This is a genomic window from Nocardioides maradonensis (assembly GCF_054777115.1).
Window position 1 is genome coordinate 1 of record NZ_BAAHAZ010000003.1, and the last position, 23759, is coordinate 23759.

The 23759-nt window shown below is 71.8% G+C and carries 23 protein-coding genes; 8 read left to right on the plus strand and 15 right to left on the minus strand.

Annotated elements, in window-relative coordinates; all coding sequences use genetic code 11:
* Window positions 1-109 precede the first annotated feature (109 nt).
* Entirely contained in the window at window positions 110-1537 is a 1428-nt protein-coding gene (locus ACYVAQ_RS03510) for a carboxyl transferase domain-containing protein (protein ID WP_460787074.1), read from the minus strand.
* Between the two features lie 24 nt (window positions 1538-1561).
* Here ACYVAQ_RS03510 and ACYVAQ_RS03515 point away from each other — a divergent pair, with 24 nt between their 5' ends.
* Together ACYVAQ_RS03515 and lysS are read left to right on the plus strand one after the other, a co-directional pair.
* Entirely contained in the window at window positions 1562-2494 is a 933-nt protein-coding gene (locus tag ACYVAQ_RS03515) for a diacylglycerol/lipid kinase family protein (RefSeq protein WP_460787075.1), read from the plus strand.
* Between the two features lie 19 nt (window positions 2495-2513).
* A complete protein-coding gene (gene lysS / locus ACYVAQ_RS03520) occupies window positions 2514-4181 on the plus strand; it encodes a lysine--tRNA ligase (protein ID WP_460787076.1) in 1668 nt (555 codons plus the stop codon).
* Window positions 4182-4199: 18 nt separating this feature from the next.
* Here lysS and ACYVAQ_RS03525 read toward each other — a convergent pair whose 3' ends face one another.
* Complete coding sequence (locus ACYVAQ_RS03525) at window positions 4200-4418, minus strand: hypothetical protein (protein ID WP_460787077.1); 219 nt, start codon at window positions 4416-4418, stop codon at window positions 4200-4202.
* Entirely contained in the window at window positions 4415-5845 is a 1431-nt protein-coding gene (locus ACYVAQ_RS03530; protein WP_460787078.1) for a glycosyltransferase family 2 protein, read from the minus strand. Before ACYVAQ_RS03530 ends, ACYVAQ_RS03525 begins: the two co-directional genes overlap by 4 nt.
* A 184-nt stretch (window positions 5846-6029) precedes the next feature.
* On the opposite strand from ACYVAQ_RS03530, the gene ACYVAQ_RS03535 reads away from it, so the two are divergent.
* Together ACYVAQ_RS03535 and ACYVAQ_RS03540 are read left to right on the plus strand one after the other, a co-directional pair.
* A complete protein-coding gene (locus ACYVAQ_RS03535) occupies window positions 6030-8138 on the plus strand; it encodes a putative bifunctional diguanylate cyclase/phosphodiesterase (protein ID WP_460787080.1) in 2109 nt (702 codons plus the stop codon).
* Window positions 8139-8146: 8 nt separating this feature from the next.
* Window positions 8147-9562, plus strand: coding sequence for a GGDEF domain-containing protein (locus tag ACYVAQ_RS03540; protein WP_460787081.1), 1416 nt, complete (start codon window positions 8147-8149; stop codon window positions 9560-9562).
* Here ACYVAQ_RS03540 and ACYVAQ_RS03545 read toward each other — a convergent pair.
* Entirely contained in the window at window positions 9532-9945 is a 414-nt protein-coding gene (locus ACYVAQ_RS03545) for a DUF3151 domain-containing protein (protein ID WP_460787083.1), read from the minus strand. The two genes, ACYVAQ_RS03540 and ACYVAQ_RS03545, sit on opposite strands and share 31 nt — an antisense overlap.
* Before the next feature lie 115 nt (window positions 9946-10060).
* On the opposite strand from ACYVAQ_RS03545, the gene ACYVAQ_RS03550 reads away from it, so the two are divergent.
* From ACYVAQ_RS03550 to ACYVAQ_RS03560, 3 genes are read left to right on the plus strand one after another with little or no spacing between them, the layout of a single operon-like run.
* Complete coding sequence (locus ACYVAQ_RS03550; protein WP_460787084.1) at window positions 10061-10312, plus strand: DUF3311 domain-containing protein; 252 nt, start codon at window positions 10061-10063, stop codon at window positions 10310-10312.
* Window positions 10312-11949 carry a monocarboxylate uptake permease MctP gene (mctP, locus tag ACYVAQ_RS03555; RefSeq protein WP_460787085.1) on the plus strand — a complete coding sequence of 546 codons (1638 nt, stop codon included), beginning with the start codon at window positions 10312-10314 and terminating at the stop codon, window positions 11947-11949. The genes ACYVAQ_RS03550 and mctP overlap by 1 nt, the downstream gene beginning before the upstream one ends.
* 56 nt (window positions 11950-12005) lie before the next feature.
* Window positions 12006-13481, plus strand: a complete 1476-nt coding sequence (locus tag ACYVAQ_RS03560) for a DHA2 family efflux MFS transporter permease subunit (RefSeq protein ID WP_460787087.1) — start codon at window positions 12006-12008, stop codon at window positions 13479-13481.
* Between the two features lie 223 nt (window positions 13482-13704).
* On the opposite strand, the gene ilvA is transcribed toward ACYVAQ_RS03560, so the two are convergent.
* The 6 genes from ilvA to ACYVAQ_RS03590 all read right to left on the minus strand — a co-directional run bounded on the left by ilvA (window position 13705) and on the right by ACYVAQ_RS03590 (window position 18774).
* A complete protein-coding gene (ilvA, locus tag ACYVAQ_RS03565; RefSeq protein ID WP_460787088.1) occupies window positions 13705-14955 on the minus strand; it encodes a threonine ammonia-lyase IlvA in 1251 nt (416 codons plus the stop codon).
* Between the two features lie 5 nt (window positions 14956-14960).
* Window positions 14961-15992: a class II fructose-bisphosphate aldolase gene (gene fbaA / locus ACYVAQ_RS03570; RefSeq protein ID WP_460787089.1), complete on the minus strand. Its 1032-nt coding sequence runs from the start codon at window positions 15990-15992 to the stop codon at window positions 14961-14963.
* A 42-nt stretch (window positions 15993-16034) separates the two neighbouring features.
* Window positions 16035-17207, minus strand: coding sequence for a lysophospholipid acyltransferase family protein (locus tag ACYVAQ_RS03575; RefSeq protein ID WP_460787090.1), 1173 nt, complete (start codon window positions 17205-17207; stop codon window positions 16035-16037).
* Window positions 17200-18261, minus strand: a complete 1062-nt coding sequence (locus tag ACYVAQ_RS03580) for an NAD-dependent epimerase/dehydratase family protein (protein WP_460787091.1) — start codon at window positions 18259-18261, stop codon at window positions 17200-17202. The genes ACYVAQ_RS03575 and ACYVAQ_RS03580 overlap by 8 nt, the downstream gene beginning before the upstream one ends.
* A gap of 22 nt (window positions 18262-18283) precedes the next feature.
* Window positions 18284-18385, minus strand: coding sequence for a 30S ribosomal protein bS22 (locus tag ACYVAQ_RS03585; protein WP_008356322.1), 102 nt, complete (start codon window positions 18383-18385; stop codon window positions 18284-18286).
* A 173-nt stretch (window positions 18386-18558) separates the two neighbouring features.
* Complete coding sequence (locus ACYVAQ_RS03590) at window positions 18559-18774, minus strand: helix-turn-helix domain-containing protein (RefSeq protein WP_460787092.1); 216 nt, start codon at window positions 18772-18774, stop codon at window positions 18559-18561.
* Window positions 18775-18998: 224 nt separating this feature from the next.
* Between ACYVAQ_RS03590 and ACYVAQ_RS03595 the strand changes: the two genes are divergently transcribed.
* Window positions 18999-19691 carry an HAD family hydrolase gene (locus ACYVAQ_RS03595; protein ID WP_460787093.1) on the plus strand — a complete coding sequence of 231 codons (693 nt, stop codon included), beginning with the start codon at window positions 18999-19001 and terminating at the stop codon, window positions 19689-19691.
* A 63-nt stretch (window positions 19692-19754) separates the two neighbouring features.
* Here the strand turns inward: ACYVAQ_RS03595 and proC are convergent, their stop codons facing one another.
* From proC to ACYVAQ_RS03620, 5 genes are read right to left on the minus strand one after another with little or no spacing between them, the layout of a single operon-like run.
* Window positions 19755-20549, minus strand: a complete 795-nt coding sequence (proC, locus tag ACYVAQ_RS03600; RefSeq protein ID WP_460787094.1) for a pyrroline-5-carboxylate reductase — start codon at window positions 20547-20549, stop codon at window positions 19755-19757.
* 11 nt (window positions 20550-20560) lie between these two features.
* The gene (locus ACYVAQ_RS03605) at window positions 20561-21295 is read right to left on the minus strand and encodes an ABC transporter permease (RefSeq protein WP_460787095.1); all 735 of its coding nucleotides are present in this window, start codon (window positions 21293-21295) and stop codon (window positions 20561-20563) included.
* On the minus strand, window positions 21292-22005 hold the full coding sequence (locus ACYVAQ_RS03610) for an ABC transporter ATP-binding protein (protein WP_460787096.1): 714 nt from the start codon (window positions 22003-22005) through the stop codon (window positions 21292-21294). The genes ACYVAQ_RS03605 and ACYVAQ_RS03610 overlap by 4 nt, the downstream gene beginning before the upstream one ends.
* The gene (locus ACYVAQ_RS03615; protein ID WP_460787097.1) at window positions 22002-22790 is read right to left on the minus strand and encodes a sugar phosphate isomerase/epimerase family protein; all 789 of its coding nucleotides are present in this window, start codon (window positions 22788-22790) and stop codon (window positions 22002-22004) included. Before ACYVAQ_RS03615 ends, ACYVAQ_RS03610 begins: the two co-directional genes overlap by 4 nt.
* A 7-nt stretch (window positions 22791-22797) precedes the next feature.
* Window positions 22798-23745 carry a Ppx/GppA family phosphatase gene (locus tag ACYVAQ_RS03620; RefSeq protein ID WP_460787098.1) on the minus strand — a complete coding sequence of 316 codons (948 nt, stop codon included), beginning with the start codon at window positions 23743-23745 and terminating at the stop codon, window positions 22798-22800.
* Window positions 23746-23759: the final 14 nt, after the last annotated feature.

Consider the following 23759-nt stretch of genomic DNA (forward strand, 5'->3'; position numbering starts at 1 on the left):
AGGAACTAAAGCGCCGCATCCGACAGACTGCTGCCTGACCAACCGCGGTCAAGCAGTCAGAGACGTCGACCTGTCACCCCGACCCGTGATTCGGAAGCACTAGACCCGGCTATCCGTGGAGCCGGTGCGCGATCTCCGCGGCGACGGCCCGGGCAAGGTCCTCGGCGGTGTCCCCCTCCTGCTCCGGTACGACGCCGTGCAACCTCCCGCCCGCGAGCAGGTCGAGCGCGCCGACGCCCTGCGCCTCGGCCATCTGCGCGGCCCGCGAGGTGTCGCCGTGGATGATCACGCTGGCACCCTCCGGCGGCAGCGGGGAGAGCCAGCCGCGCTCCGCGGACAGCATCGTGCGCGCCGGCAGCATCGCGAGGGCGCCCCCGCCGCAGCCCTGCCCCAGGATCACCGACACGGTCGGCACGGTCATGGTCACCAGGCCGGCGATGCAGCGGGCGATCTCGCCGGCCATCGCGCCCTCCTCGGCGGCCCGTGACAGCTCGGCACCGGGGGTGTCGACGATCGTCACGAGCGGCAGCCGCAGCTCCTCGGCGAGCTCCATCGCCCGCCGGGCCTCGCGCAGCGCACCCGGTCCCATCGGCGTGGCCGACGTCTGGCGGGCACGGTCCTGGCCGACGAGAACGCAGGGTTGCCCGTCCAGGCGGGTGAGGGCGATGAGGACCGAGTCGTCACGCTCGCCCTCGTCGGTGCCGCGCAGCCGCAGGGTGCTCGCGCCGGCGTACCGCAGCAGCTCGCGGACGCCTGCCCGCTCGCCACGGGTGGTCTCGATGTCGTCCCAGACCGGGTGGTCGCGGCGGGTGCCGGGGGCGACCGGCTCACGGCGGGGCAGCGTCGGCGGGTCCGCCGCATCGACGAGCACGCCCAGCGCTCGGTCGACCAGCTCCGGCAGGTCCTCGGCCGAGACGACCGCGTCGATGACCCCCTTGGCGGCGAGGTTCTCGGCCACCTGGACCCCCTCGGGGAACGGCTCGCCGTTGAGCGCCTCGAAGACCCGCGGGCCCAGGAAGCCCACCAGGGCGCCGGGTTCGGCGACGGTGACGTGGCCGAGCGAGCCCCACGAGGCGTAGACACCGCCGGTGGTGGGGTGCCGCAGGTGCACGAGGTAGGGCAGCCCGGCCGCACGGTGCTGCATCAGCGCGCGCGAGATCTCGACCATCTGGAGGAACGCGGGCGTGCCCTCCTGCATCCGGGTCCCGCCGGAGCTGGTGCTGGCCAGGACCGGCAGGCCAGCGGCCGTGGCCCGACGTACGGCGGCGGCGATCCGCTGGGCCGCCGCCATCCCGATCGAGCCGGCCAGGAAGCGGAACTCGTTGACCACGAACGCAACGGGCCGGCCGTGGACGAGACCGTGGCCGGTGAGGACCGACTCGTCGGTGCCGGCCTTCTCCGCCGCCGCCCGCAGCTCCGCCTGGTAGGCCTCCGAGTGCCCGGTGATGTCGATCGGCTCGTCCCACGACTCGTAGCTGCCCTCGTCGATGACGAGGTCGATCAGCTCACGTGCGGTCCAACGTCGGATCGTCCCCATGGGGCGCAACACTAGTGTTGCGCCATGTCGAAACGGCTGCTCGTGATCACCAACAGCAAGGCGGGCAGTGCGGACAAGGACGCGCTCAACGAGGCGCTCGACGTCCTCCGCGAGCAGGCGTGGGTCGAGGTGCGGGGCACCAGCAGCCCGGAGGAGCTGTCGGACGCGCTGGCGGACGCGCACGGACGCACCATCGTGGTGGCCGGCGGGGACGGCAGCCTGCACGCGGTCGTGCAGTCCCTCCACGACCGGGGCGAGCTCGCGACGAGCACGCTGGCGCTGCTGCCGATGGGCACCGGCAACGACTTCGCGCGCACCCTCGACATCCCCCGACGGCCGAAGAAGGCCGCCGAGGTCGTGCTCACCGGCACGCCGAGGCCGATCGACGTGATCGTCGACGACCGCGAGCAGATCACGGTCAACAACGTGCACATCGGCGCCGGCGCGGAGGCGGGCGAGGAGGGTGCCCGCTGGAAGAAGCGGCTGCACAAGGTCGGCAAGAAGGTCGGCGTGGGCGGCTCGACGCTCGGCAAGCTCGGCTACCCGCTGGGCACCCTGAAGACCGCGATCTACCCGCCGATGCTGCGGCTGCGCGTCGAGATCGACGGCAAGGTCGTGGCGAAGAAGGACGAGGAGATCCTGATGATCGCGGTCGGCAACGGCGCCTCCGTCGGAGGAGGTACGCCGGTGACCCCGGACGCCGACCCGTCCGACGGGCTCGCCGACATCCTCGTGGTCACCGCGGTCAGCACCCTCGACCAGCTGAAGTACCTGGTCCGCCTCCCGCTCGGCATCCACGACGGCCACACCGACTCGAAGATCATCCGCGGACGCAGCGTGAAGGTGAAGGGCGAGCCGTTCGACTGCAACAGCGACGGCGAGATCGACGGGCCCGTCACGGCCCGCGAGTGGCGGGTCGAGCCGGCGGCGTACTCGATGGTGCTGCCGGTGGACTAGCGCCCTAGGCTTGGCGGCCGTGGCACGAGGACAGCAGAACCAGCAGGAACCCACCGACTGGGTGAGCCGGACCGCCGACCTGGCGCTGCGGCACGCCGAGCAGGTCAACGGCGGCACGCTTCCCGACCTGGTCACCTGCGCGTCCGGCATCAGCCCGTCCGGCCCGATCCACCTGGGCAACCTGCGCGAGTTCCTCACCGTCCACTTCGTGGCCGAGGAGATCCGCCGCCGCGGCATCAACGTGCGCCACCTGCACAGCTGGGACGACTACGACCGGTTCCGCAAGGTGCCGGCCGGTGTCGACCCGAGCTGGAGCGAGCACATCGGCAAGCCGCTGTCCGCCGTACCGGACCCGACCGGGGAGTTCTCCAGCTGGGCCGAGCGCTACAAGGCGCCGCTGCGGGCCGCCTTGGAGGAGCTCGGCTGCGAGATGGTCGAGGTCGACCAGACCGCGATGTACCGGTCCGGCGCCTACCGCGAGCAGATCCTCACCGCGATCGCGAAGCGCGCCGAGATCGACGAGGTCATGGGGCGCTACCGCACCAAGAAGGTGGAGGGTGCCGAGGAGGGCACCGCCGAGGAGGACGCCACCGGCGCCGACCTGCTCGCGCGCTTCCCGTACAAGCCCTACTGCCGCGGGTGCGGACGCGACACCGTCACCATCACCGCGTACGACGACGCGACGACCGACCTGTCCTACACCTGCGACGCCTGCGGGGAGTCGCACGTGACCAACGTGGCGACCCAGGACGAGGGCAAGCTGGTGTGGAAGGTCGACTGGCCGATGCGCTGGACCTTCGAGGGCGTGCACTTCGAGCCCGGCGGTGTGGACCACGCCTCCCCCGGTTCCAGCTACACCGTCGGCAAGGAGCTCGTCGGCCCGGTCTTCGGCGGCACCGCGCCGAGCTTCGTCGGCTACTCGTTCGTCGGCGTCGCCGGCATGCCGAAGATGTCCTCGTCCAAGGGCGGCGTCCCGACCGCGGCCGAGGCGCTGCGGATCCTGGAGGCGCCCATCCTGCGCTGGCTCTACGTGCGCCGGCAGCCCAAGCAGGCGTTCAACGTCGACTTCGGCCAGGAGGTCCTGCGGCTGTACGACGAGTGGGACGCGCTCACCAAGAAGGCTGCGATCCCCGAGAAGCGCGACGCCGCCGTGCTGGCCTGGGAGCGAGCCTCGGCCACGGCCGCGGCGGGCACGCTGCCGACCCCGGCCGTCGTCGTACCGTTCCGGATGCTGTCGTCGGTCGCCGACGTCACCGCGGGCAACCGCGAGGTCATCGCGCGCACCGTCGGCGCCCCCGAGGCCGACCTCGAGCCTCGGCTGACCAAGGCCGCCACCTGGATCACCCAGTACGTCGACCCCGAGGACCGCACCACCGTGCGCGAGGTCGCCGACGCGGCTCGCCTCGCGGCGCTGACGGCCGAGGAGATCCGCTGGCTCGAGCTGCTGCTCGCGAACCTGCCCGCGGACTTCACCGACGCCGACGCGCTCACGTCGGTCATCTACGGCGTGCCGAAGCTGGCCCTCGGGCTCGGCCTCGACGATGCCCCCACCGACGAGGTGAAGGCCGGCCAGAAGGCGTTCTTCGGCCTGCTCTACGCCCTGCTGGTCGACGCCGAGCGCGGCCCGCGCCTGCCCACCCTGTTCGCCGCGCTCGGTGCGGAGAAGGTGCGCTCGCTGCTGTCCTGAGCCCGGCCTGGGCCGGCCTCAGGCCGGGTCGTCGGGGTGGATCGAGCGGGTCTCGGCGCGCTGGTAGCCCCGCGGGAGCCAGTCGCGGACGTAGACCTTCGGCATCGCCTTGGCCACCGCCAGGGCGACGTAGACGACGGTGTTGACCGCGACGAACGCGGCCAGGACGCCGAACCAGTGACTGTGCATGGTGGAGGTCGGCAGCAGCACGCCGTACGCCGAGAGCAGCGGCCTCATGCGCGCACCGGCTCGCGGTCGACGGCCGCCGTGTGGCCCGCGCCCCAGGTGGCCTGGCGGCCACGGGAGATGTCGATGACGCCCTTGACGTAGACCACGTCGAGGAATATCGCGTAGAAGAGCTCGGGGAACAGGCAGATCGCGAGCAGCCGGGCGCGCCAGCCGCCGGCCCACACCCCGATGACGCGCTCGACGACGAACAGCGAGCCCACCCCCAGCCAGAACGGGAACCACACCCAGCCGTCGCTGGCCATCGCCGTGACCGCGATCAGGGCCAGGTAGCTGAGCAGCGCGATCACGCCGTACCCGATGCCGAGCTGCTGGGCCCAGTAGCGGAACGTCTGCGGACGCACGCCGTACGCGCCGAGGTTCTCCAGGGCGCCGCGCTGCCAGCGCAGCCGCTGGGTCCACAGGTTGCCCCAGGTCGGCATCACCTCGGTCACGACGGTGCAGTCCGACGGCGACATGATCAGCGCACCGAGGCTCTTCAGCGCCAGGGTGAGCTCGTTGTCCTCGGTCAGCACCAGGGTGTCGTAGACGTCGCCGTGCACCCCGGGGATGCTGCGGCCGCGCTCGGCGGCGACGGTGCGCAGCGCACGGGGCCGGAACACCGTGGCGGTGCCGGTGAGCACGAAGACCTTCCCGCGGCGGCGGCGCAGGTCGCGGCCGTAGCGGGTGTACTCGTTGCGCTGGAACTGCCCGAGCAGGCCGAAGCCATCCTCGCCGTAGAACAGCGCACCGACCGCCATCAGGCCGCGGTCCGCGGTCATCCGCCGCACGGCGCTGGCCAGGAACCCCTGGTCGAGGATCGTGTCGGCGTCCATGACCATGACCAGGTCGTTGTCGCCCTGCGCGGGGAGGACCTGGGCCAGCACCTGGTTGAGCGCGCCGGCCTTCTTGCGGTCGTTGCCGACGGTCTCGACCACCTCGACGCCGTGGGACCGCGCGACCGCGATGGTCCCGTCGGTGCAGTTGTCGGCGACGACGACGATCCGCTCCGGCGGATGCGACTGGTTCTGGAGCGAGGACAGGGTCAGGCCGATGCCGCGCTCCTCGTTGTGGGCGGGGATGAGGACGGTGAGGGTCACCGGACCGGCGTACACACCGCGGGTCTCGGCCATCACGACCCGCGGCGAGAGCGGCAGGTGCACCTCGTCGACGCTGCGCCGGGAGCGGTTGGCGATCCGGGTCTCGACGGTCGCCACCGCCGCCGCGACGAGCAGCGCGAGGCCGACGGCGGCCAGGATCGTGGCCGTGCCCGGTGCCTCGGTGTCGTAGAGGACGCGCCAGGTGCCGAGCAGGAGGCCAGACCGCGCCGGTCCGGCGTACCGGTCGCCGGAGCCCGAGACCGCCCACCACAGGAGCCCGGCGCCCGCGAGCGCCGCACCCGCGATGAGCAGGCCGACCAGACGCTGCAATCCCCTCATGCTGCCCTCCACACGCCCGAAGGTACGGATGGAACAACCATCGTTGGAGGAGAAACCGCCTGCTCGGTGCGTTCGGACGGACCATTCGGGACGAAGTCCCGCAGCCTTCCGAACGGCGCCGCCCGAGTGGCGTCCTCCCCCAGCATTCAGGAGGTCGGCCGAGCCGACCACGACGGGAAGTGCCATGGACGGCGATCCGAGAGACCACGACCTGATGCAGGTCGAGCCGCAGGGGGCACGCGTGCACGACGACCAGATGCACCTGATCATCGAGGCGTCGCCGAGCGCCATGATCCTCGTCGACGGCGCCGGCCGGATCGTCCTGGTCAACAGCGAGGCCGAGCGCTCGTTCGGCTACACCCGCGACGAGCTCCTCCGGATGAACGTCGACGCGCTCGTCCCCGCGAGCGCGCGCGACGCCCACGTGCACGCCCGGGAGAACTACCTGGCGCACCCCAGCCGGCGCGGCATGGGCGTCGGCCGTGAGCTGTACGGCGTCCGCAAGGACGGCACCGAGCTGCCCATCGAGATCGGCCTCAACCCGATCACCATCGACGAGCGCCCGCACGTCCTCGCATCCATCATCGACATCACCGAGCGCCGCCGCGGCCAGGCGGAGGCCGATGCGCAGCGCCAGGCCCAGCAGCTGCGGACGATCCTCGCGACGCTGCCGCTCTCGGTGATCGCGACCGACCTGACCGGTCGCATCGTCACCGCGAACCCGGCGGCCGAGGAGCTCGTCGGCTACCGGCAGGAGGAGCTCGTCGGCAGCTCGCTCACCGCCATCGACGCCGAGCGCCGCCGCGGCGCCGAGGTCGACATCCCGGTGCTGCGCGACACCGGTACGGCGGTGGAGTGGTCCTACCGGCGCAAGGACGGGAGCGTCGTACCGGTGAGCGAGGAGGTGGTCGTCCTCAAGGAGGACGACGGCACGCCCACCGGCTACCTCGTCGTCGCCTTCGACATCACCCAGCGCATCGAGGCGCGTGAGGCGGTCGACCACATCCTCCACCACGACCAGCTCACCGACCTGCCGAACCGCACCCAGCTGGTGGAGAAGCTCGACGGGGCGATGACCCGCGCGCGCCGCGACGGCAGCGAGGTCGCGCTCCTCCTGCTCGACCTCGACCACTTCAACCGGATCAACGACACCCTCGGCCACCACATCGGCGACGAGCTGCTGCTGGCCGTCGCCGACCGGCTCCGCTCCTGGGTGCGCGGCTCGGACCTGGTCGCCCGGCTCGGCGGCGACGAGTTCGCCATCGTGATGGACGACCTGACCCCCGGCACCGACCTTTCGGAGCGCATCTCCGGGATGCTCGCGTCCCTGCTGGCCCCCATCCGCGTGCAGGGGTACGACGTCGTGGTGACCGCCAGCGTCGGCGGCACCGTGTTCCCCGGTGACGGCGACACCCCGGCCACGCTGCTGCGGCACGCCGACGTCGCCATGTACCGCGCCAAGGCGTCCGGCCGCGACAGCCTGGCCTGGTTCGACGCGGCCATGGTCGAGGAGGTCAACGAGAAGCTGGCCCTGTCCGGGGCGCTGCGCAACGCGCTGGCGCACGGCGAGCTCGCGGTCGTCTACCAGCCCCAGTTCGACCTCACCGAGGGCCGGCTGATCGGCTTCGAGGCGCTGGCCCGCTGGCACAGCGCCGAGCTGGGAACCGTCTCCCCCGACCGGTTCATCCCGGTCGCCGAGGACAGCGGGCTCATCGTCGAGCTCGGCGAGTGGGTGCTGCGCACCGCGTGCGCCGACATCGCCGTGCTGCAGCGGGCGGTGCGGATGCCCCTGCGGCTGGCGGTCAACGCCTCCCCGCGCCAGCTGCACGGCACCGGATGGGTCGACCAGGTGTCGTCGGCGCTGGCCGACTCCGGCCTGGAGCCGTGGCAGCTCGGGATCGAGATCACCGAGGGCATCCTGCTCGAGGACAACGGGGTCGCGGTCGCCTCGCTGCAGGCGCTGCGGGCGCTCGGCGTGCAGGTCATCGTCGACGACTTCGGCTGCGGCTACTCCAGCCTCGCCTACCTGACCCGGTTCCCCATCGACAAGATCAAGATCGACCGGTCCTTCGTCGCGCCGATCGGCTCCGTCGAGGATGACGCCGCGGTCGTCGACGCGATCATCGGCATGGCGCACGCCCTGGGCATGGTCGTCGTGGCCGAGGGCGTGGAGACCGAGGCGCAGGAGGAGTACCTGCGCAGCCACGGCTGCGACCAGGTCCAGGGCTACCGGTACGGCAGGGGCGTGCCGCTCGGGGACGCGGCCCGGATCCCGCACACGCTGGACGCCTGATCCCCACCATGCCGACCCCACCGCAGCTCACCGCACCGTCCCCGGCCTGGGCACGCCGCATCCCGTCGTACGCCGGCGGGCTGGTGTGCGCGATCGGGGTGGCCATGCTGGTCGGCTGGTTCCGCCACTTCTCCGTCCTCGCGCCGGTCATCCCCGCGCTCCCGACGATGAAGGCGAACACCGCGCTCGCCGCCACGTTCTCCGGGCTCTCGCTCGTCGGCCATGGTCGATGGGGGCGCTGGCTGGCGCTGGTCCCGCTCGCGATCGGTGCCGCGACGCTGGTCGAGTGGATCTCCGGGCACGCGCTCGGCATCGACGAGCTGCTCGTCCAGGACCCGTTCGCCTCGCTCAACCCGGGACGCAGCTCGCCGCAGGCCGCGACGTCGCTGGTGGTCTTCGCGCTGGCCCGGGTGCTGTCGGCCGGGCGGCCGCGGCTCGCGCACGTCGGTGGGCTGCTGACGGCGGCGTACGCCTGCCTGGTCCTGGTGCTCGAGCTCGGCTGGCTCTTCCGGGCCCCCGAGCTCGCCTCGCTCAACGGCGGCCCGGGCATCGCCGTGCCGTCGGCGACGTCGATCGCCCTGCTCGCGCTGGGCCTCGCGGGCCTGCACGCCGACCGCCGGCCGCTGGTCTACCTGTGGGACGGCGGGCCCGCCGGCACCGTCGTACGCCGCCTGCTGCCGTGGGTGATCGTCGCGCCGCCGACGCTGGGCCTCGTGCCGGTGCTGGCGCACAACCTCAACCTCGGCACGGCGACCTTCGCGGGCAGCATGATGGTCCTGCTGGTGGTGGTCGTGACGGTGACGGCCCAGTCCATCCACCGCGTGGAGGTCGACCGGGCCCGGGCGGAACAGGCGCTGCGCGACGCCGAGCAGCGGGCGCGCCAGCTCGCCGAGCGCGACCCGCTGACCGGCATCTGGAACCGCCGCTGGTTCGAGGCGGAGCTGCGCACCGTGCTCGGCCACCAGTCCGAGGAGCCCGGCGGCGCGCTCCTGGTCGTCGACGTCGACCACTTCAAGACGGTCAACGACACCGCGGGCCACCAGGCCGGCGACCGGGTCCTGGTGGCCGTGGCCCGCGCCCTGGTCGGCGCGGTCCCCGAGCCGGCGTCGGTGAGCCGGATCGGCGGGGACGAGTTCGCCGTCGTCGTGCCCCGCGGCGACCGGGTGAGCATCGAGCGCCTGGCCGCGGCCGCGATCGAGGCCGTCCGCGAGGCCTCGGTGCACGCCGGGACGGCCCTCGTCACCGCGTCCGTCGGCGTCGCGCTGTTCGCGGACCTGCCCCGCGACGGGCGCACCGAGCAGGCGCTGCTGGTCCGCGCCGACGAGGCCCTCTACGCCGCCAAGCGGGGCGGACGCGACCGGCACCGGACCTACCGGCCGACCGAGCCCCGGAGTCAGCCCAGGAGCTCGACGTACGCCGTCTGACTCGACTCGCGCAGGAACGTCGAGCAGCGCTCCCACTCGTCGTCCTCGCCGATCGCCCGGGCGGCCTTCGCCAGCATCGCGAGGCAGGTCAGGAAGCCCCGGTTCGGCGCGTGCTCCCACGGCACCGGGCCGTGGCCCTTCCAGCCGTTGCGGCGCAGCACGTCGAGCGAGCGGTGGTAGCCGACGCGCGCGTAGGCGTAGACCGTCACCGGGTCGGCGTGCTGCACGGCAGCCTGCGACGCGAGGGCGGCCCAGGCCACCGGCGAGGCCGGGAACTGGCGGACGACGGCCGCGGCGTCCGTGGCGTGGGCGAGCACCGCGGCGGCGGGGTCCTCGGGGAGGTGCGTGGGAGGCGGGCCAGCCATCAGGTCGATTCCGGTCATGGCCCCATTCTGGCGCGTGCGCTTCGGCGACCGTTCGGCGCCGGGACCCGACCGCTCGGCGCAGCGCGGGTGCGTCGACAGGTGATCGGCGTCACATCGCACTAACCTGCGAGACATGGCACTCGGGAACCACAGAGCTCCGCAGACCCCTCGCACCGACACCGGCAAGCTGGTGCTGGCCGGCATCCTGCTCGCGATCCCCGTCATCGCACTGATGGCGGTGCCGACGTACGCGAGGACCGGGCCGGCGCTGTGGGGCTTCCCGTTCTTCTTCTGGTACCAGTTCCTCTGGGTGTTCCTCTGCTCCGGCATGACCTACGCGGCCTACCGGCTCACCCTCGCGGCACGCCACAAGGACGGTGAGTGATGCGTCCGCTCACCGCCGACGCCGGCGTCAACGGCACCGCCCTGACCGTCCTGGTCGCGCTGTTCGTCCTCGTCACGGTGGCCGGCTTCATGGCCACCCGGTTCCGCCACGCGGGTTCGCTGGACAACCTGGACGAGTGGGGGCTCGGCGGACGCAGCTTCGGCACGATCGTGACCTGGTTCCTGCTCGGCGGCGACCTCTACACGGCGTACACCTTCGTGGCCGTGCCCGCGGCGATGTTCGCGACCGGCGCCGTGGCCGGCTTCTTCGCCGTGCCCTACACGATCGTGCTCTACCCGATCGTTTTCGTCTTCATGGCCCGGCTCTGGTCGGTGAGCCACCGGCACGGCTACGTCACGGCCGCCGACTTCGTCCGAGGGCGGTACGACGCCCGCCCGCTGTCCCTCGCGGTCGCGGTCACCGGCTTCCTCGCCACGATGCCCTACATCGCGCTGCAGCTCGTCGGCATCCAGGCGGTCCTCCAGGTCGCCGGCCTCGGCGGCAGCGGCAGCTGGCTGGCCAAGGACCTGCCGCTGTTCATCGCGTTCGCCGTGCTGGCGGCGTACACCTACACCAGCGGGCTGCGGGCCCCTGCGGTGATCGCGTTCGTCAAGGACGTCCTGATCTACCTGGTCATCATCGTCGCGGTGATCTACCTGCCGCACCACGTCGGCGGGTGGGCGCACGTGTTCTCGGCGGCACACGACAAGATGGCCACCGTCAACGCCGCGACGGGCAAGCCCACCGGCACCTTCGTCTCGGTCGGCGCCACGCACTGGGCCTACGCCACGCTGGCGCTCGGCTCCGCCCTGGCGCTGTTCATGTACCCGCACTCGATCACCGCGTCGCTGTCGTCGAAGAGCCGCAACACCATCCGACGCAACGCGGCCATCCTGCCGGCGTACTCCTTCCTGCTGGGGCTGCTCGCCCTGCTCGGCTGGGTGGCGATCGCCTACGGGATCGACCTCAAGAAGGACCTCGGCGGCAACCCGCAGCTGGTGATCCCGCAGCTGTTCGAGAGCGCCTTCCCGTCCTGGTTCACCGGGATCGCGTTCGCCGCGATCGCGATCGGCGCGCTCGTGCCGGCCGCGATCATGTCGATCGCCGCGGCGAACACCTTCGCCCGCAACATCTACAAGGAGTGGCTCAAGCCGGACGCCACACCGCAGGAGGAGGCGAAGGTCTCCAAGCTGATGTCGCTGGTCGTGAAGGCCTTCGCGCTCGTGTTCGTGCTGACGATGGACAAGCAGAACGCGCTCAACTTCCAGCTGCTCGGCGGCATCTGGATCCTGCAGATCTTCCCGGCCGTCGTGTTCAGCCTCTACACCCGCTGGTTCCACCGGTGGGCCCTGCTCGCCGGCTGGGCCGTCGCCATGGGCTACGGCACGATCGCTGCCTACCGGGTCGTCGGCCCCACCACGAAGCACTTCGGTGGCTCGCTGGCCGACATCCCGGGCATCGGCGAGATGGGCTACATCGCGCTCACCGCGTTCGTGCTCAACGTGGTCGTCGCGGTCCTCGGGTCGGCGCTGCTGAACGCGCTGAAGGTGCCGAACGGGTCGGACGCGACGTCGGCGGGCGACTACCACGCGGACGCGGGCGACCCCCGGGTCCAGCCGCTGCCCCCCGCCGTCTGAAAGCGGTTGGTTGCGAACGGGAACGAATGTCGGTGGTCGGGTGTTGAGTTGTTCTCGTGACCCAGAGCGAGATCGCGGCGCCCGCCGCACCCACCGCCGAGACCAACCCGTGGCCCGCCCTGTGGGCCCTGGTCATCGGGTTCTTCATGATCCTCGTCGACATGACGATCGTGACCGTCGCGACGCCGACGATCATGGACGACCTGCACGCCTCGGAGACCGACGTCCTGTGGGTGACGAGCGCCTACATGCTGGCGTACGCCGTTCCTGTGCTCATCACCGGACGGCTCGGTGACCGCTTCGGCTCCAAGTACCTCTACCTCGGCGGCCTGACCGTCTTCACGCTCGCGTCGCTGTGGTGCGGCCTGACCTCGACGGTGGGCGCGCTGGTGCTCGCCCGGGTCGTGCAGGGCTTCGGCGCCTCGATGATGACGCCGCAGACGATGGCGATCATCACCCGCATCTTCCCGCCCGCCAAGCGCGGCTCGGCGATGGCCGTGTGGGGCGCGACCGCGGGTGTCGCGATGGTCGTCGGCCCGATCGCCGGTGGCGTCCTGACCGACCTCGCGGGCTGGGAGTGGATCTTCATCGTCAACGTGCCCGTGGGTGTCATCGCGTTCGCTGCCGCCTGGCGGCTCGTGCCGGCACTGCCGACCCGCGAGCACAAGTTCGACTGGCTGGGCGTCGCCCTCTCGGGCATCGCGATGTTCCTGCTCTGCTTCGGCATCCAGGAGGGTCACCAGCACCACTGGGCCGGCTGGATCGTCGCGATGATCGTCGGCGGTCTGGTGACGCTCGGCCTCTTCGTCTTCTGGCAGGCGGTCAACAAGGCCGAGCCGCTGGTGCCGCTCAGCCTGTTCAAGGACCGCAACTTCTCGGTCTCCAACGTGGCGATCACCTGCATGGGATCGATCGGCGCCGCCTTCGGCTTCCCGCTGATGTTCTACGCCCAGGGCGTGCGCGGCGACTCGCCCACACAGGCCGCCCTGCTGATGCTGCCGATGGCCGTGATGTCGATCTTCCTGGCGAAGTTCGTCGGCGGCCTGACCGACACCCTGCACCCGCGGATCGTCACGGGGATCGGCTTCGCCGTCAGCCTGGTCGGCTTCCTCTACCTCATGGCCGAGATCCGGCCCGAGGCCGCGGTGTGGGAGATCGCGATCCCGATGGTCCTGGTCGGCATCGGCAACGCGTTCATCTGGGCCCCGACCGCCGCCACCGCCAACCGCAACCTGCCGCTGCACCTGGCCGGCGCGGGCGCGGGTGTCTACAACGCGACCCGTCAGGTGGGCTCGGTCCTCGGCTCCGCCGCGATCGCCGTGCTGATCGCGAGCCGGCTCGCGGCGAACCTCCCCGGGGCGGGCTCCGCCAGCGAGGCCCATGTCGGCCGGATCGCCGACCCGCACGTCGCCGACCTGTTCAGCAAGGCCATGCAGCAGTCGATGTGGCTCCCCGCCGCGGCGTACCTCGTCGGGCTGGTCGCGGTCATGTTCTACGAGAAGCCGAAGCACGTCGGGTACGGCGGGCACTGAGCGGCCACCGAGGAGCGCCGAACCGACGGGGTCGGTTCTGTTCACTCACATGTGAGTGAATCCTGTTCACTCACATGTGAGTGACCAGGACCGACAGGTCACGTGTACGGCCAGAAGTCGTGCGACCGCTCCTCGAACCGCACGTCGAGGAGCTGGCCGATCGTATCGATAGACGATGCGCGTGGCCGATCGGAGAACCAGCCGCGAACGGCTCTCCACAGGGTCAGTGGATGAACCCGAACAGCGGGCTGTCGGGCGCGACCCGCTCCACCCGTAGCCGGGAGTCCTCCATCCGGGCGAGCAGCCCGTCCAGGTCCGAGGCGCGCTGCATCTCGATGCCGACCAGGGCGGGGCCGGTCTCGCGGTTGTTGCGCTTGGTGTACTCGAACAGGGTGATGTCGTCGTCGGGGCCGAGCACCTCGTCGAGGAACCGGCGCAGCGCGCCGGGCTCCTGGGGGAACTCCACCAGGAAGTAGTGCTTGAGGCCCTCGAAGACCAGCGCCCGCTCGACGATGTCGGCGTAGCGCGAGACGTCGTTGTTGCCGCCGGAGACGACCGCGACGACCGTGGAGCCGGGGGCGAGCCCGAGCTCGGGGAGCCGCAGCGCCGCGGCGGCGAGCGCCCCGGCGGGCTCGGCGATGATGCCGTCGGACTGGTACATGTCGAGCATCTCCACGCAGATCAGCCCCTCCGGCACACCGACGGGACGTACGTCGATCTCCGCACGCGCGGCGGCGACGGCGGCGTAGGTGAGGTCGCCGACCCGGCGTACCGCGGCACCGTCGACGAACTGGTCGACCTGGTCGAGGTCGACGGGCCCGCCGGCCTCGAGGGCCGCGGCCAGCGAGGCCGCGCCCGCCGGCTCCGCGGCCACCACGACCGTGCCGGGTGACTGCTCGCGCAGCCGGCCGAGCGCTCCCGCGATGAGGCCGCCGCCGCCCACAGGCACCACCAGGGCGTCCAGGGCGATGCCGGCGGCACCGAGCTCGTCGAGGATCTCGGCGGTGACGGTGCCCTGTCCGGCGATGACCCCGAGGTGGTCGAAGGCCGGGATCACCGTGGCGCCCGAGGCGGCCGCGAACTCGGCCGCGGCGACCACCGAGTCGTCGTAGGTCTCACCGGCGATGACGACGTCGACGTACGAACCCCCGAGCGCCGCGACCCGGTCCCGCTTCTGCCGTGGCGTCGTACCGGGCAGGAAGATCGTCGCCCGGACACCGGCGCGGGCGCAGGCGAACGCGACGCCCTGCGCGTGGTTGCCGGCCGACGCGCAGGCCACACCGGCCTCCCGCTCCTCCGGCGACAGCGACGAGACGACGTTGAACGCGCCGCGGACCTTGTAGGACCGCACCGGGGTGAGGTCCTCCCGCTTCAGCCAGACGTCGAGGCCGGTCAGCTCGGAGAGGCGGGGAGCCCGCTGCAGGGGCGTGCCGCCGACGGCGGACACCACCGCGGTCCCGACAGGCTCGACCACCGGTGCTAGCCGATCGACTTGCCCGCCGCGCTGAGGTCGGCACACGCCTGGACCACCCGTGCGGACATGCCGGCCTCGGCGGCCTTGCCCCAGGCCCGCGGGTCGTAGGTCTTCTTGTCGCCGACCTCGCCGTCGACCTTGAGCACTCCGTCGTAGTTGCGCAGCATGTGGTCGGCGACCGGGCGGGTGTAGGCGTACTGGGTGTCGGTGTCGACGTTCATCTTGACCACGCCGTAGGACACCGCGGCGGCGATCTCCTCCTCGGTCGACCCCGAGCCGCCGTGGAAGACCAGGTTCAGCGGCTTGTCGCCGGCGATGTCGCCGTACTTGCCGACGATGGCCTCCTGGGCGTTCTTGAGGATCTCCGGGCGCAGCTTGACGTTGCCCGGCTTGTAGACGCCGTGGACGTTGCCGAAGGTGAGCGCGGTCAGGTAGGTGCCCTGCTCGCCGAGGCCGAGCGCCGCGACGGTCGCGAGGGCGTCCTCCGGGGTGGTGTACAGCTTCTCGTCGATGGCGCCGACGACCCCGTCCTCCTCGCCGCCGACCACGCCGACCTCGATCTCGAGGATGATCCGCGCGGCCGCGCACTTGGCGAGGAGCTCCTCGGCGATCTGCAGGTTCTCGTCCAGCGGTACGGCGGAGCCGTCCCACATGTGGCTCTGGAACAGCGGCGCCTCGCCGCGCGCGACCCGCTCCGCGGAGATGTCGACGAGCGGACGGACGAAGGCGTCCAGCTTGTCCTTCGGGCAGTGGTCGGTGTGCAGGGCGATGTTCACCGGGTAGCTCTTCGCGACCTCGGCCGCGAAAGCCGCGAACGCGACCGAGCCGGTGACCATGTTCTTGACCGACGGGCCGGAGAGGTACTCCGCGCCGCCCGTGGAGATCTGGATGATGCCGTCCGACCCGGCGTCCGCGAAGCCCTTGAGGGCGGCGTTGAGGGTCTGCGACGAGGAGACGTTGATGGCCGGGAACGCGTAGGAGCCGCTCTTCGCGGCAGCGAGCATCTCGGCGTACTTCTCAGGCGTGGCGATCGGCATGGATTCACCCTAGCCGGGGCGAGGACCGCGGCGCTCGGCCGCTCAGCGGAAGACGGACTCCCGCTGGCGCAGCAGCGTGTAGAGCGTCTGCTGGATGGTCTCGCGGACCTGGTCGGTGATGTTGAAGGTCAGCATCGGGTCGTCGGCGGAGCCGGCGTCGTAGGTGTCGGTGCGGATCGGCTCGCCGAACTCCAGGATCCACTTCGACGGCAGCGGCACCAGCCCGAGCGGGCCGAGCAGCGGGAACAGCGGTGTGATCGGGATGTACGGGACACCGAGCACCCGCGCGAGCGCGGGGATGTTGCCGACCAGGGGGTAGATCTCCTCGGCGCCGACGACCGACAGCGGCACGATGGGTACGCCGGTGCGGACCGCCGCCGACACGAAGCCGCCGCGCCCGAAGCGCTGGAGCTTGTAGCGCTCGGCGTACGGCTTGCCGATGCCCTTGAAGCCCTCGGGCCAGACACCGACGAGCTCACCCCCGCGCAGCATCCGCTCGGCGTCCTCGCTGCACGCGAGCGTGGCGCCGCCCTTGCGGGCGACGCTGCCGACGAAGGGCAGCCGGAACACGAGGTCCGCGCCGAGCGGGCGCAGGAAGCGGCCGGTCTCGTGGTGGATGGTCGTCATCGTCATCAGGCCGTCGACCGGGATGGTGCCGGAGTGGTTGGAGACCACCAGGGCGCCGCCGTCGGTCGGGATGTTCTCGATCCCGCGGGTCTCGATCCGGAACCACTTCTGGGCGATCGGGCGCAGCGCCGCGAACAGGAAGCGCTCGGTGATCTCGGGGTCGAAGCCGTACTCGTCGACGACGTACTCGCCGGTGAGGCGACGACGCAGGAACGCGAGGAAACGCGCCAGCTGCGGCTCCCACTGCTCACCGAAGAGCTCGCGGGCGGCGTGCTGGAAGGCCATCAGCCAGTCGGCGACGGGGATGCCGCTGGACGGCTCCCGCTCGACCACCTCGAGGCCGGACGCGGTCGGCGGGATGGTCAGCTGGCTGGTCGTGTCGGCCGGCAGCGGGATGATCGTGTCCTCGGGGAGCCGGATCACGTCCTCGGCGGGGGGCTCGCCCGAGCTGGTCGCGTCGGACGGCGCCGCGGGCTTCGCCTTCGGCTTGGGCTGGGCCAGGTTGCGCGCGGCCGAAGAGGGCCGCGTGCCGGTGCCGCGGCCGGGACGTCCGCGGGTGCCGATCGGGATGATCTCGGCGTCAGCCATCGTCGCCTCCGGCGAGGGTCAGCAGGCCCGCGGGGGCGGCGGGCCGCACGGGGAAGCGATCGGCCAGCGCACCGACGGCACGCTGGGACCGACCACCGGTGGGGCTGAGGGTCGCGGCGAACTCCGCGAAGCTGCTGGCCGTGGTGTACGCCGGCTCGAAGCCCAGCTCGGACTTCATCCGCGTGGTGTCCACGCCCCGGCCGTAGGTGAGGAACGCGAGCAGCTCGGGCGAGACGTCGGCCCGGCGCGCGGAACGCAGGGCGGATCCCACGCCGCCGAAGGCGAAGGACGGCAGCGGCAGGCTCGGCCGCTGCATCCGGCGCAGCGCCTGGGACAGCATCAGCACGCCGTCGCCGGCCACGTTGAAGGTGCCGGGCACGGGGTTGTCGACCGTGTGGGTGAGCACGCCGAGCAGGTCGGCCTGGTGCAGGAACTGCAGCCGCGGGTCGAAGCCCAGCACCGTCGGGATGACCGGCAGCCTCAGGTACGACGTCAGTGGGCTGACCACCTGCGGGCCGATCACGTTCGCGCAGCGCAGGATCGTGACCGCCACGTCGGGACGGCGCCGGGCGAAGCCGCGGACGTACCCCTCGACGTCGACGACGTCCTTGGCGTAGCCGCTGCGCGCGACGCTCCGCGGCTCCATGTCCTCGGTGAACATGGCCGGGTCGCGGTTGCTGGCGCCGTACGCCGTCGTGGACGACTTGACGACCAGCTGCTGGACCCGGTCGGACTTCTGACACGCAGCGAGCAGCTGCATCGTGCCGATGACGTTGAGCTCCTTCATCGTGCCGCGCGCGCCGGCCGAGCCGGGCGTGGCGATGACGCTCATGTGGACGACGGTGTCGACATCCTCCTTGGCGATGATCTTGGCCATCACCGGGTTGCGGATGTCAGCACGGACGAACGAAGCGGCGCCGAGGTCGCCGCGGGGCGGCGTGACGTCGACACCGACGACCCGGGCGACGCCCGGGTGCTCCGCCAAGGAACGCGCGAAGGCACGACCGAGGTCCCGGGAGACCCCGGTGATCAGGACCGTGCGGCCGCTGCTCATGTCGTTCCTGGCGGAAGCTCGGTCACTTGCCGAGCTTGCGGCGCTGGACGCGCGTCTTCTTCAGAAGCTTGCGGTGCTTCTTCTTGGCCATGCGCTTGCGCCGCTTCTTGATGACAGAACCCACGTGTGCCTCTCCAACGACCGGACCATCCGGCCTCGTCACTCGCCACGCGGCAGACGCCGGTGGACCGGACCAGCCTATCGGTGGCCGAGCAAGGTGGGTGAATCAGCGGTTACGAATGGGACACAGGTCACGAAGCGGCCGCCGGGTGCGGCGCGGCGGGGGCCTCGGCCGGCTCAGCCGGCGTCGTAGAAGGAGCTGCGCAGGTACTCGTTGACGTCGTCCTCGGTGAGCCGGAAGGAGCGGCCGACGCGGTGCGCGGGGATGGTGCCGTCGTGCACCAGCCGGTAGACCGTCATCTTCGAGACGCGCATCATGGATGCGACCTCGGCGATGGTCAGGAACTTGGGGTCCGGAAGGGACTCGGTGCGCTCGCGCGACGAGGGAGCCATGGCAAACCACGCTTTCTGCTGCGTCCGTCCCCGGCCTTCCCCAGCCGTGAATCCACCGGACTCTGGTGACAATAGGGCCTGATGTGACTCGTGGGGAAGAGATTCACCTGTGCAACTTTTGGGGATCCGGCGTGTCGGCTTGACCCGTGGACATCGCGCTCGACGGACCCGATGGCGGTGATGTCGGTCCCGGGGCTGTCGGTGGTCGCTGGAAGACTGCAGGCATGACCGGGTTCGAGGGCGTTCTGTTCGACCTCGACGACACCCTGGTCGACCACCGGGGCGCCGCTGAACGGGGCGTGCGCGCCTGGCTCGCGGGGCTCGGTCTGGGCCAGTCGGCGAGCGACCTCGAGGAGCTCGTGGACCGGTGGTTCGCGCTCGAGGCGCGGCACCACGAGCGCTACCAGCGCCGCGAGATCAGCCACGTGGAGCAGCGCCGCGCACGGATCCGTGACTTCCTCCCGAGCTGGGACCTCGCCGACGACGCCCTCGCCGATGACGTCTTCGCCGGCTACCTCGGCTGCTACCAGTCGGCCTGGCGGGCCTTCGGGGACGCGGCCGCCGCGATCGAGCGGGCGCTGACCGACGGCCTTCGGGTCGGCATCCTCACCAACGGCGAGGCCACGATCCAGACCGAGAAGCTGCGCCGCACCGGGCTGCTGCGTCGCGACGTACCCGTCTTCGCCTCCTCCGAGCTGCCGGCGGCCAAGCCCGATCCACGCTCGTACGCCGCCGCCTGCGCGGCGCTGGGGGTGCGCCCCGGGCGCACGCTGATGGTCGGCGACTCGCTGCGCCACGACGTCCTCGGCGCGCGCCGGGCGGGCCTGACCGGCGTGCTGCTGGACCGGCACGGCTGGGCGCGCGGTGGGGCCGAGGTCGCCCGGGTGCGGGACCTGGCGACCCTGCGCTGGGCCTGATCGCCGCCACTTGCTTGCCGGCAGGTAAGTGCTTACCTGCCGGCAAGCAAGAGCAGGAGAGGGTCAGCCGCCCAGCTCGACCGAGCGGTCGTGGGCGGCGCGCAGCGCGTCCAGGAAGGCGGCCCGCAGGCCGTGGGCCTCGAGCCGGCCGAGGGCGGCGGCGGTGGTGCCGGCCGGGGAGGTGACGTTCTCCCGCAGGATCGCGGGGTGGTCGCCGCTCTCGCTGAGCATCGTGGCGGCGCCGAGCAGCGTCTGCACGGCGAGCTCGTGCGCCGTGGCGCGCGGCAGACCGAGGTGGACACCGGCCTCGATCATCGCCTCAGCCACCAGGAAGACGTACGCCGGACCCGAGCCGCTCACCGCGGTGACGGCGTCCTGCTGCTTCTCCGGTACGACGACGGTGCGACCCGCCGCCGACAGCAGCTCGGTGGCCTCGGCCAGCTGCGCGTCGGTGCAGTGCGTGCCCGGCGACAGCGCCGCCATGCCCTGACCGACGAGGGCGGGGGTGTTCGGCATGACCCGGATGACCGCGACGCCGGCCGGCACGAGCGCCTCGATCGCCGCGATGGTGACACCGGCCGCGAGCGACACGACGAGCTGGCCGGGGCGCAGCGACGGCCCGATCTCGGCCAGCACCGCGGGCACGTCCTGCGGCTTCACCACGAGCAGCACGGTGTCCGCGGCGGCCGCGCCGAGGTTGTCGACGACCCGCACGGCGTACCGCTCGGTGAGCTCGGCCGCGCGCTCGGGCCGCTTCTCCCCCACCAGGACGGAGTCGGCGGGCCGGCCGGCGCGGAGCAGCCCCGCGAGCAGGGCCTCGCCCATCATCCCGGCACCGATCACGGCAATCTGCGTCATGGGCGGGAAATCTACTCGGTGCGCCTCCGCAGGGTCGCAGCGCCGAGGGCGAGCGCCGCGAGCGCGAAGCCGACCACGACCGCCAGGTCACCCCACACGTGCGCGAGCGGATCGCCCGTCGCCAGGCGGGACATCGCGTCGACGGCGTAGGTCAGCGGCATCACGTCGGAGATGGCGTGCAGGACCCCGGGCATCGCCGAGCGTGGGGTGAGCAGACCGCACAGCAGGATCTGCGGCACCACCACGGCCGGCAGGAACTGCACCGCCTGGAACTCGGTGCGCGCGAAGGCCGAGACGAAGAGCCCCAGCGCGGTGCCCAGCACAGCGTCGGCGACGCCCACGACACCGAGCAGCACGACCGGTCCGCCGACGTCCATGCCGAGCAGGCCGACGGCGACGCCGACGGCGAGCACCGCCTGCACCATCGCCACCAGGCCGAACGCGAGCGCGTAGCCGAGGAGGAAGTCCAGCTTGCCCATCGGCAGGGTGAACAGCCGCTCCAGCGTGCCGCTCGAGCGCTCGCGCAGCGTCGTCACGCTGGTCACCAGGAACATCACGAAGAACGGGAAGATCGCTAGCAGCGCCGGCCCGACCCGGTCGAAGACGAACGGGGCGTCCGTGAAGATCCACCAGAGCAGGGTCTGCAGCAGGCACGGCAGGACCAGCAGGATCGCGAGGGTACGACGGTCGCGGACCAGCTGCCGCAGGACCCGTGCCGTGATGGCGAGCGTGATCCGCGGCGTCATCGCGCACCCTGCCCCTCGACGAGGGCGAGGAAAGCCTCCTCTACCGAGTCGACACCGGCTGCCGCCTTCACCGCCGCAGGAGTGTCGTGGGCGATGATCCGGCCCTCGCGCATCAGCAGCAGCCGGTCGCACCGGTCGGCCTCGTCCATCACGTGGCTCGAGATGAGCAGCACCTTGCCGTCGGCGGCGAGCCGGTGGAACACCTCCCACAGGTCACGGCGCAGCACCGGGTCCAGGCCGACCGTCGGCTCGTCCAGGACCAGCAGCTCGGGGCCCCCGAGCAGCGCGGCCGCCAGCCCGACGCGCGAGCGCTGGCCGCCGCTGAGCCGGCCGACCACCTGGTCGCGGTGCCGGCCGAGGTCCACCAGCTCGATCACCTCGTCGACGACGGCGGCAGGGCGCCCGAGCACCCGCGCGAAGAAGCGGAGGTTCTCGGTGACCGAGAGGTCGTCGTACACGCTGGAGGCCTGGGTGAGGTAGCCGACCCTGGTCCGCAGGGGCGCCGAGCCCGCGGGCGCACCGAGCACGGTGACGCTGCCGCCGGCCACCCGCTGCACGCCCACGATCGAGCGCAGCAGCGTCGACTTGCCGCAGCCCGACGGCCCGAGCAGACCGGTGACGCCGGGTTCGACGACGAGGTCGACGCCGTCGAGGACCGGCGTACCGCCGCGGACGACGAGCAGGCCGGTGACCTCGATCGGGGCGCTCACGGCTCGGCCCCGACGGCCAGGTGCGCCCGCGCGAAGGCGAGCGACTCGACCAGGTCCGCCTCCCGCTCGTCGACCGTCGGGCAGCGCCGGGTGTTGATCTCGACGATCACCTCGCCACCGAACCCGGTCGCGACGAGGTGCTCGAGGAAGGCACCCGCCCGCATCTCGCCGCGGCCCGGCACCAGGTGCTCGTCGCGGGCGTTGGCGGTGCCGTCGGTGAGGTGGATGTGTCGCAAGCGCGGGCCCAGCCGCTTCGCCATCTCGATCACGTCGTCACCGGCGATGGCCGCGTGCGACAGGTCGATGGTGGCGTTCGCGTAGGACTCCTGCGACGGGTCGGTGCCGGGCAGGTACATCGGCATGTGCCGGCGCGAGGCCCGCCAGGGGTACATGTTCTCGACCGCGAACGCGATGCCGGTCGACTCCTCCAGCGCAGCGATCCCGTTGACGAAGTCGGCGGCGTACTCCTTCTGCCAGCGGAACGGGGGGTGCACGACCACCACGTCCGCGCCGACCTCGCGCGCCATCTCGGCGGAGCGCTGCAGCTTGCCCCACGGCTCGATCCCCCAGACCCGCTGGGTGAACAGCAGGCACGGCGCGTGCACGGCGCTGATCGGGATCTGGTGGTGGTCGGAGAGCTGGAGGAGTGCGGTGGTCTGCTGGGAGAGCGCGTCGGTGCCGACCATCACCTCGACCGAGTCGTAGCCGAGGTGGGCAGCGTACGCGAAGCCGTGCGCCGTCGACTCGGGGTAGACCGAGACCGTCGACAGGCCGACCTTCGTCATCGCCTCGTCACACCTCGTCGGCGACGCTCAGCTTGTCGATGGTCTCGAGGATCACGCCCTCGCGCAGGGCCCACGGGCAGATCTCGAGTCGGTCCTCGTCGAAGATGTCCATGCAGGCCTCGGCCACGAGGGCACCCGGGACGATCTGGTGCGTGCGGCTCGGCGAGACGCCCGGGAGCGCCGCGAGCTCGGCGGGCGTCATCTCCACCAGCTTGGGGATCCACCGGCGCAGCTCGTCGAGCGGCAGCGCCCGGGGCGTCAGCGGACCGTCGCCCGACGGGGCCGCGCCGCAGATCCGCGCCAACGACCGGAACGTCTTCGACGTCGCCGCAGCGCGGTGGGTGCTTCCGGCACGGAGCACCTGGCCGGCGTCCTTGGCCAGGTCCGCGCGGATCTGGCGGCGGATCTGCCGCAGGCCGTCCTCGCCGACCCCCACCTGCGGAGCGCCGAAGTAGCGGGTCGCGAGCCGGGCCGCCCCCAGCGGCAGCGACTGCGCCACGTCCGGCCGCTCGTCGCTGCCGGCGGCGATCTCGAGCGAGCCGCCGCCGATGTCGAAGACGATGAGCCGCCCCGCGGACCAGCCGAACCACCGGCGTACCGCGAGGAAGGTGAGCCGGGCCTCGTCCTCACCGGACAGCACGGAGATCCCCACGCCGGTCCGGTCCTTGACGTGGCTGAGCACGTCCTCGGAGTTGCCCGCGTCCCGCACGGCCGAGGTGGCGAAGCTCAGCATGTCCTCGCACCCCTTCTCCTCCGCGACGACGAGCGCCTCCGCGGTGAAGGAGGTGAGCGCGTCGATGCCGGTCTGGGAGACGTCGCCATCCGCGTCCAGGTGCTCGGCGAGCCGCAGCGGCTGCTTGTAGGAGTACGCCGGGAGCGGCGCCGCTCCGTCGTGAGCGTCGACCACCAGGAGATGTCCGGTGTTCGAACCGATGTCGAGCACGCCCAGCCGCATGGATCCACGATAGT

What these genes read in the sequence shown, in the direction of transcription:
- ACYVAQ_RS03515 (WP_460787075.1), top strand. Translation starts at nt 1,562, where the DNA reads ATGTCGAAACGGCTGCTCGTGATCACCAACAGCAAGGCGGGCAGTGCG.
- ACYVAQ_RS03510 (WP_460787074.1), bottom strand. Translation starts at nt 1,537, where the DNA reads ATGGGGACGATCCGACGTTGGACCGCACGTGAGCTGATCGACCTCGTC.
- ACYVAQ_RS03615 (WP_460787097.1), bottom strand. Translation starts at nt 22,790, where the DNA reads ATGACGAAGGTCGGCCTGTCGACGGTCTCGGTCTACCCCGAGTCGACG.
- fbaA (WP_460787089.1), bottom strand. Translation starts at nt 15,992, where the DNA reads ATGCCGATCGCCACGCCTGAGAAGTACGCCGAGATGCTCGCTGCCGCG.
- ACYVAQ_RS03605 (WP_460787095.1), bottom strand. Translation starts at nt 21,295, where the DNA reads ATGACGCCGCGGATCACGCTCGCCATCACGGCACGGGTCCTGCGGCAG.
- ACYVAQ_RS03595 (WP_460787093.1), top strand. Translation starts at nt 18,999, where the DNA reads ATGACCGGGTTCGAGGGCGTTCTGTTCGACCTCGACGACACCCTGGTC.
- ACYVAQ_RS03545 (WP_460787083.1), bottom strand. Translation starts at nt 9,945, where the DNA reads ATGACCGGAATCGACCTGATGGCTGGCCCGCCTCCCACGCACCTCCCC.
- ACYVAQ_RS03620 (WP_460787098.1), bottom strand. Translation starts at nt 23,745, where the DNA reads ATGCGGCTGGGCGTGCTCGACATCGGTTCGAACACCGGACATCTCCTG.
- ACYVAQ_RS03525 (WP_460787077.1), bottom strand. Translation starts at nt 4,418, where the DNA reads ATGAGGCCGCTGCTCTCGGCGTACGGCGTGCTGCTGCCGACCTCCACC.
- ACYVAQ_RS03580 (WP_460787091.1), bottom strand. Translation starts at nt 18,261, where the DNA reads ATGAGCAGCGGCCGCACGGTCCTGATCACCGGGGTCTCCCGGGACCTC.
- ACYVAQ_RS03540 (WP_460787081.1), top strand. Translation starts at nt 8,147, where the DNA reads ATGCCGACCCCACCGCAGCTCACCGCACCGTCCCCGGCCTGGGCACGC.
- ACYVAQ_RS03530 (WP_460787078.1), bottom strand. Translation starts at nt 5,845, where the DNA reads ATGAGGGGATTGCAGCGTCTGGTCGGCCTGCTCATCGCGGGTGCGGCG.
- ACYVAQ_RS03535 (WP_460787080.1), top strand. Translation starts at nt 6,030, where the DNA reads ATGGACGGCGATCCGAGAGACCACGACCTGATGCAGGTCGAGCCGCAG.
- proC (WP_460787094.1), bottom strand. Translation starts at nt 20,549, where the DNA reads ATGACGCAGATTGCCGTGATCGGTGCCGGGATGATGGGCGAGGCCCTG.
- ACYVAQ_RS03575 (WP_460787090.1), bottom strand. Translation starts at nt 17,207, where the DNA reads ATGGCTGACGCCGAGATCATCCCGATCGGCACCCGCGGACGTCCCGGC.
- ACYVAQ_RS03590 (WP_460787092.1), bottom strand. Translation starts at nt 18,774, where the DNA reads ATGGCTCCCTCGTCGCGCGAGCGCACCGAGTCCCTTCCGGACCCCAAG.
- mctP (WP_460787085.1), top strand. Translation starts at nt 10,312, where the DNA reads ATGCGTCCGCTCACCGCCGACGCCGGCGTCAACGGCACCGCCCTGACC.
- ACYVAQ_RS03550 (WP_460787084.1), top strand. Translation starts at nt 10,061, where the DNA reads ATGGCACTCGGGAACCACAGAGCTCCGCAGACCCCTCGCACCGACACC.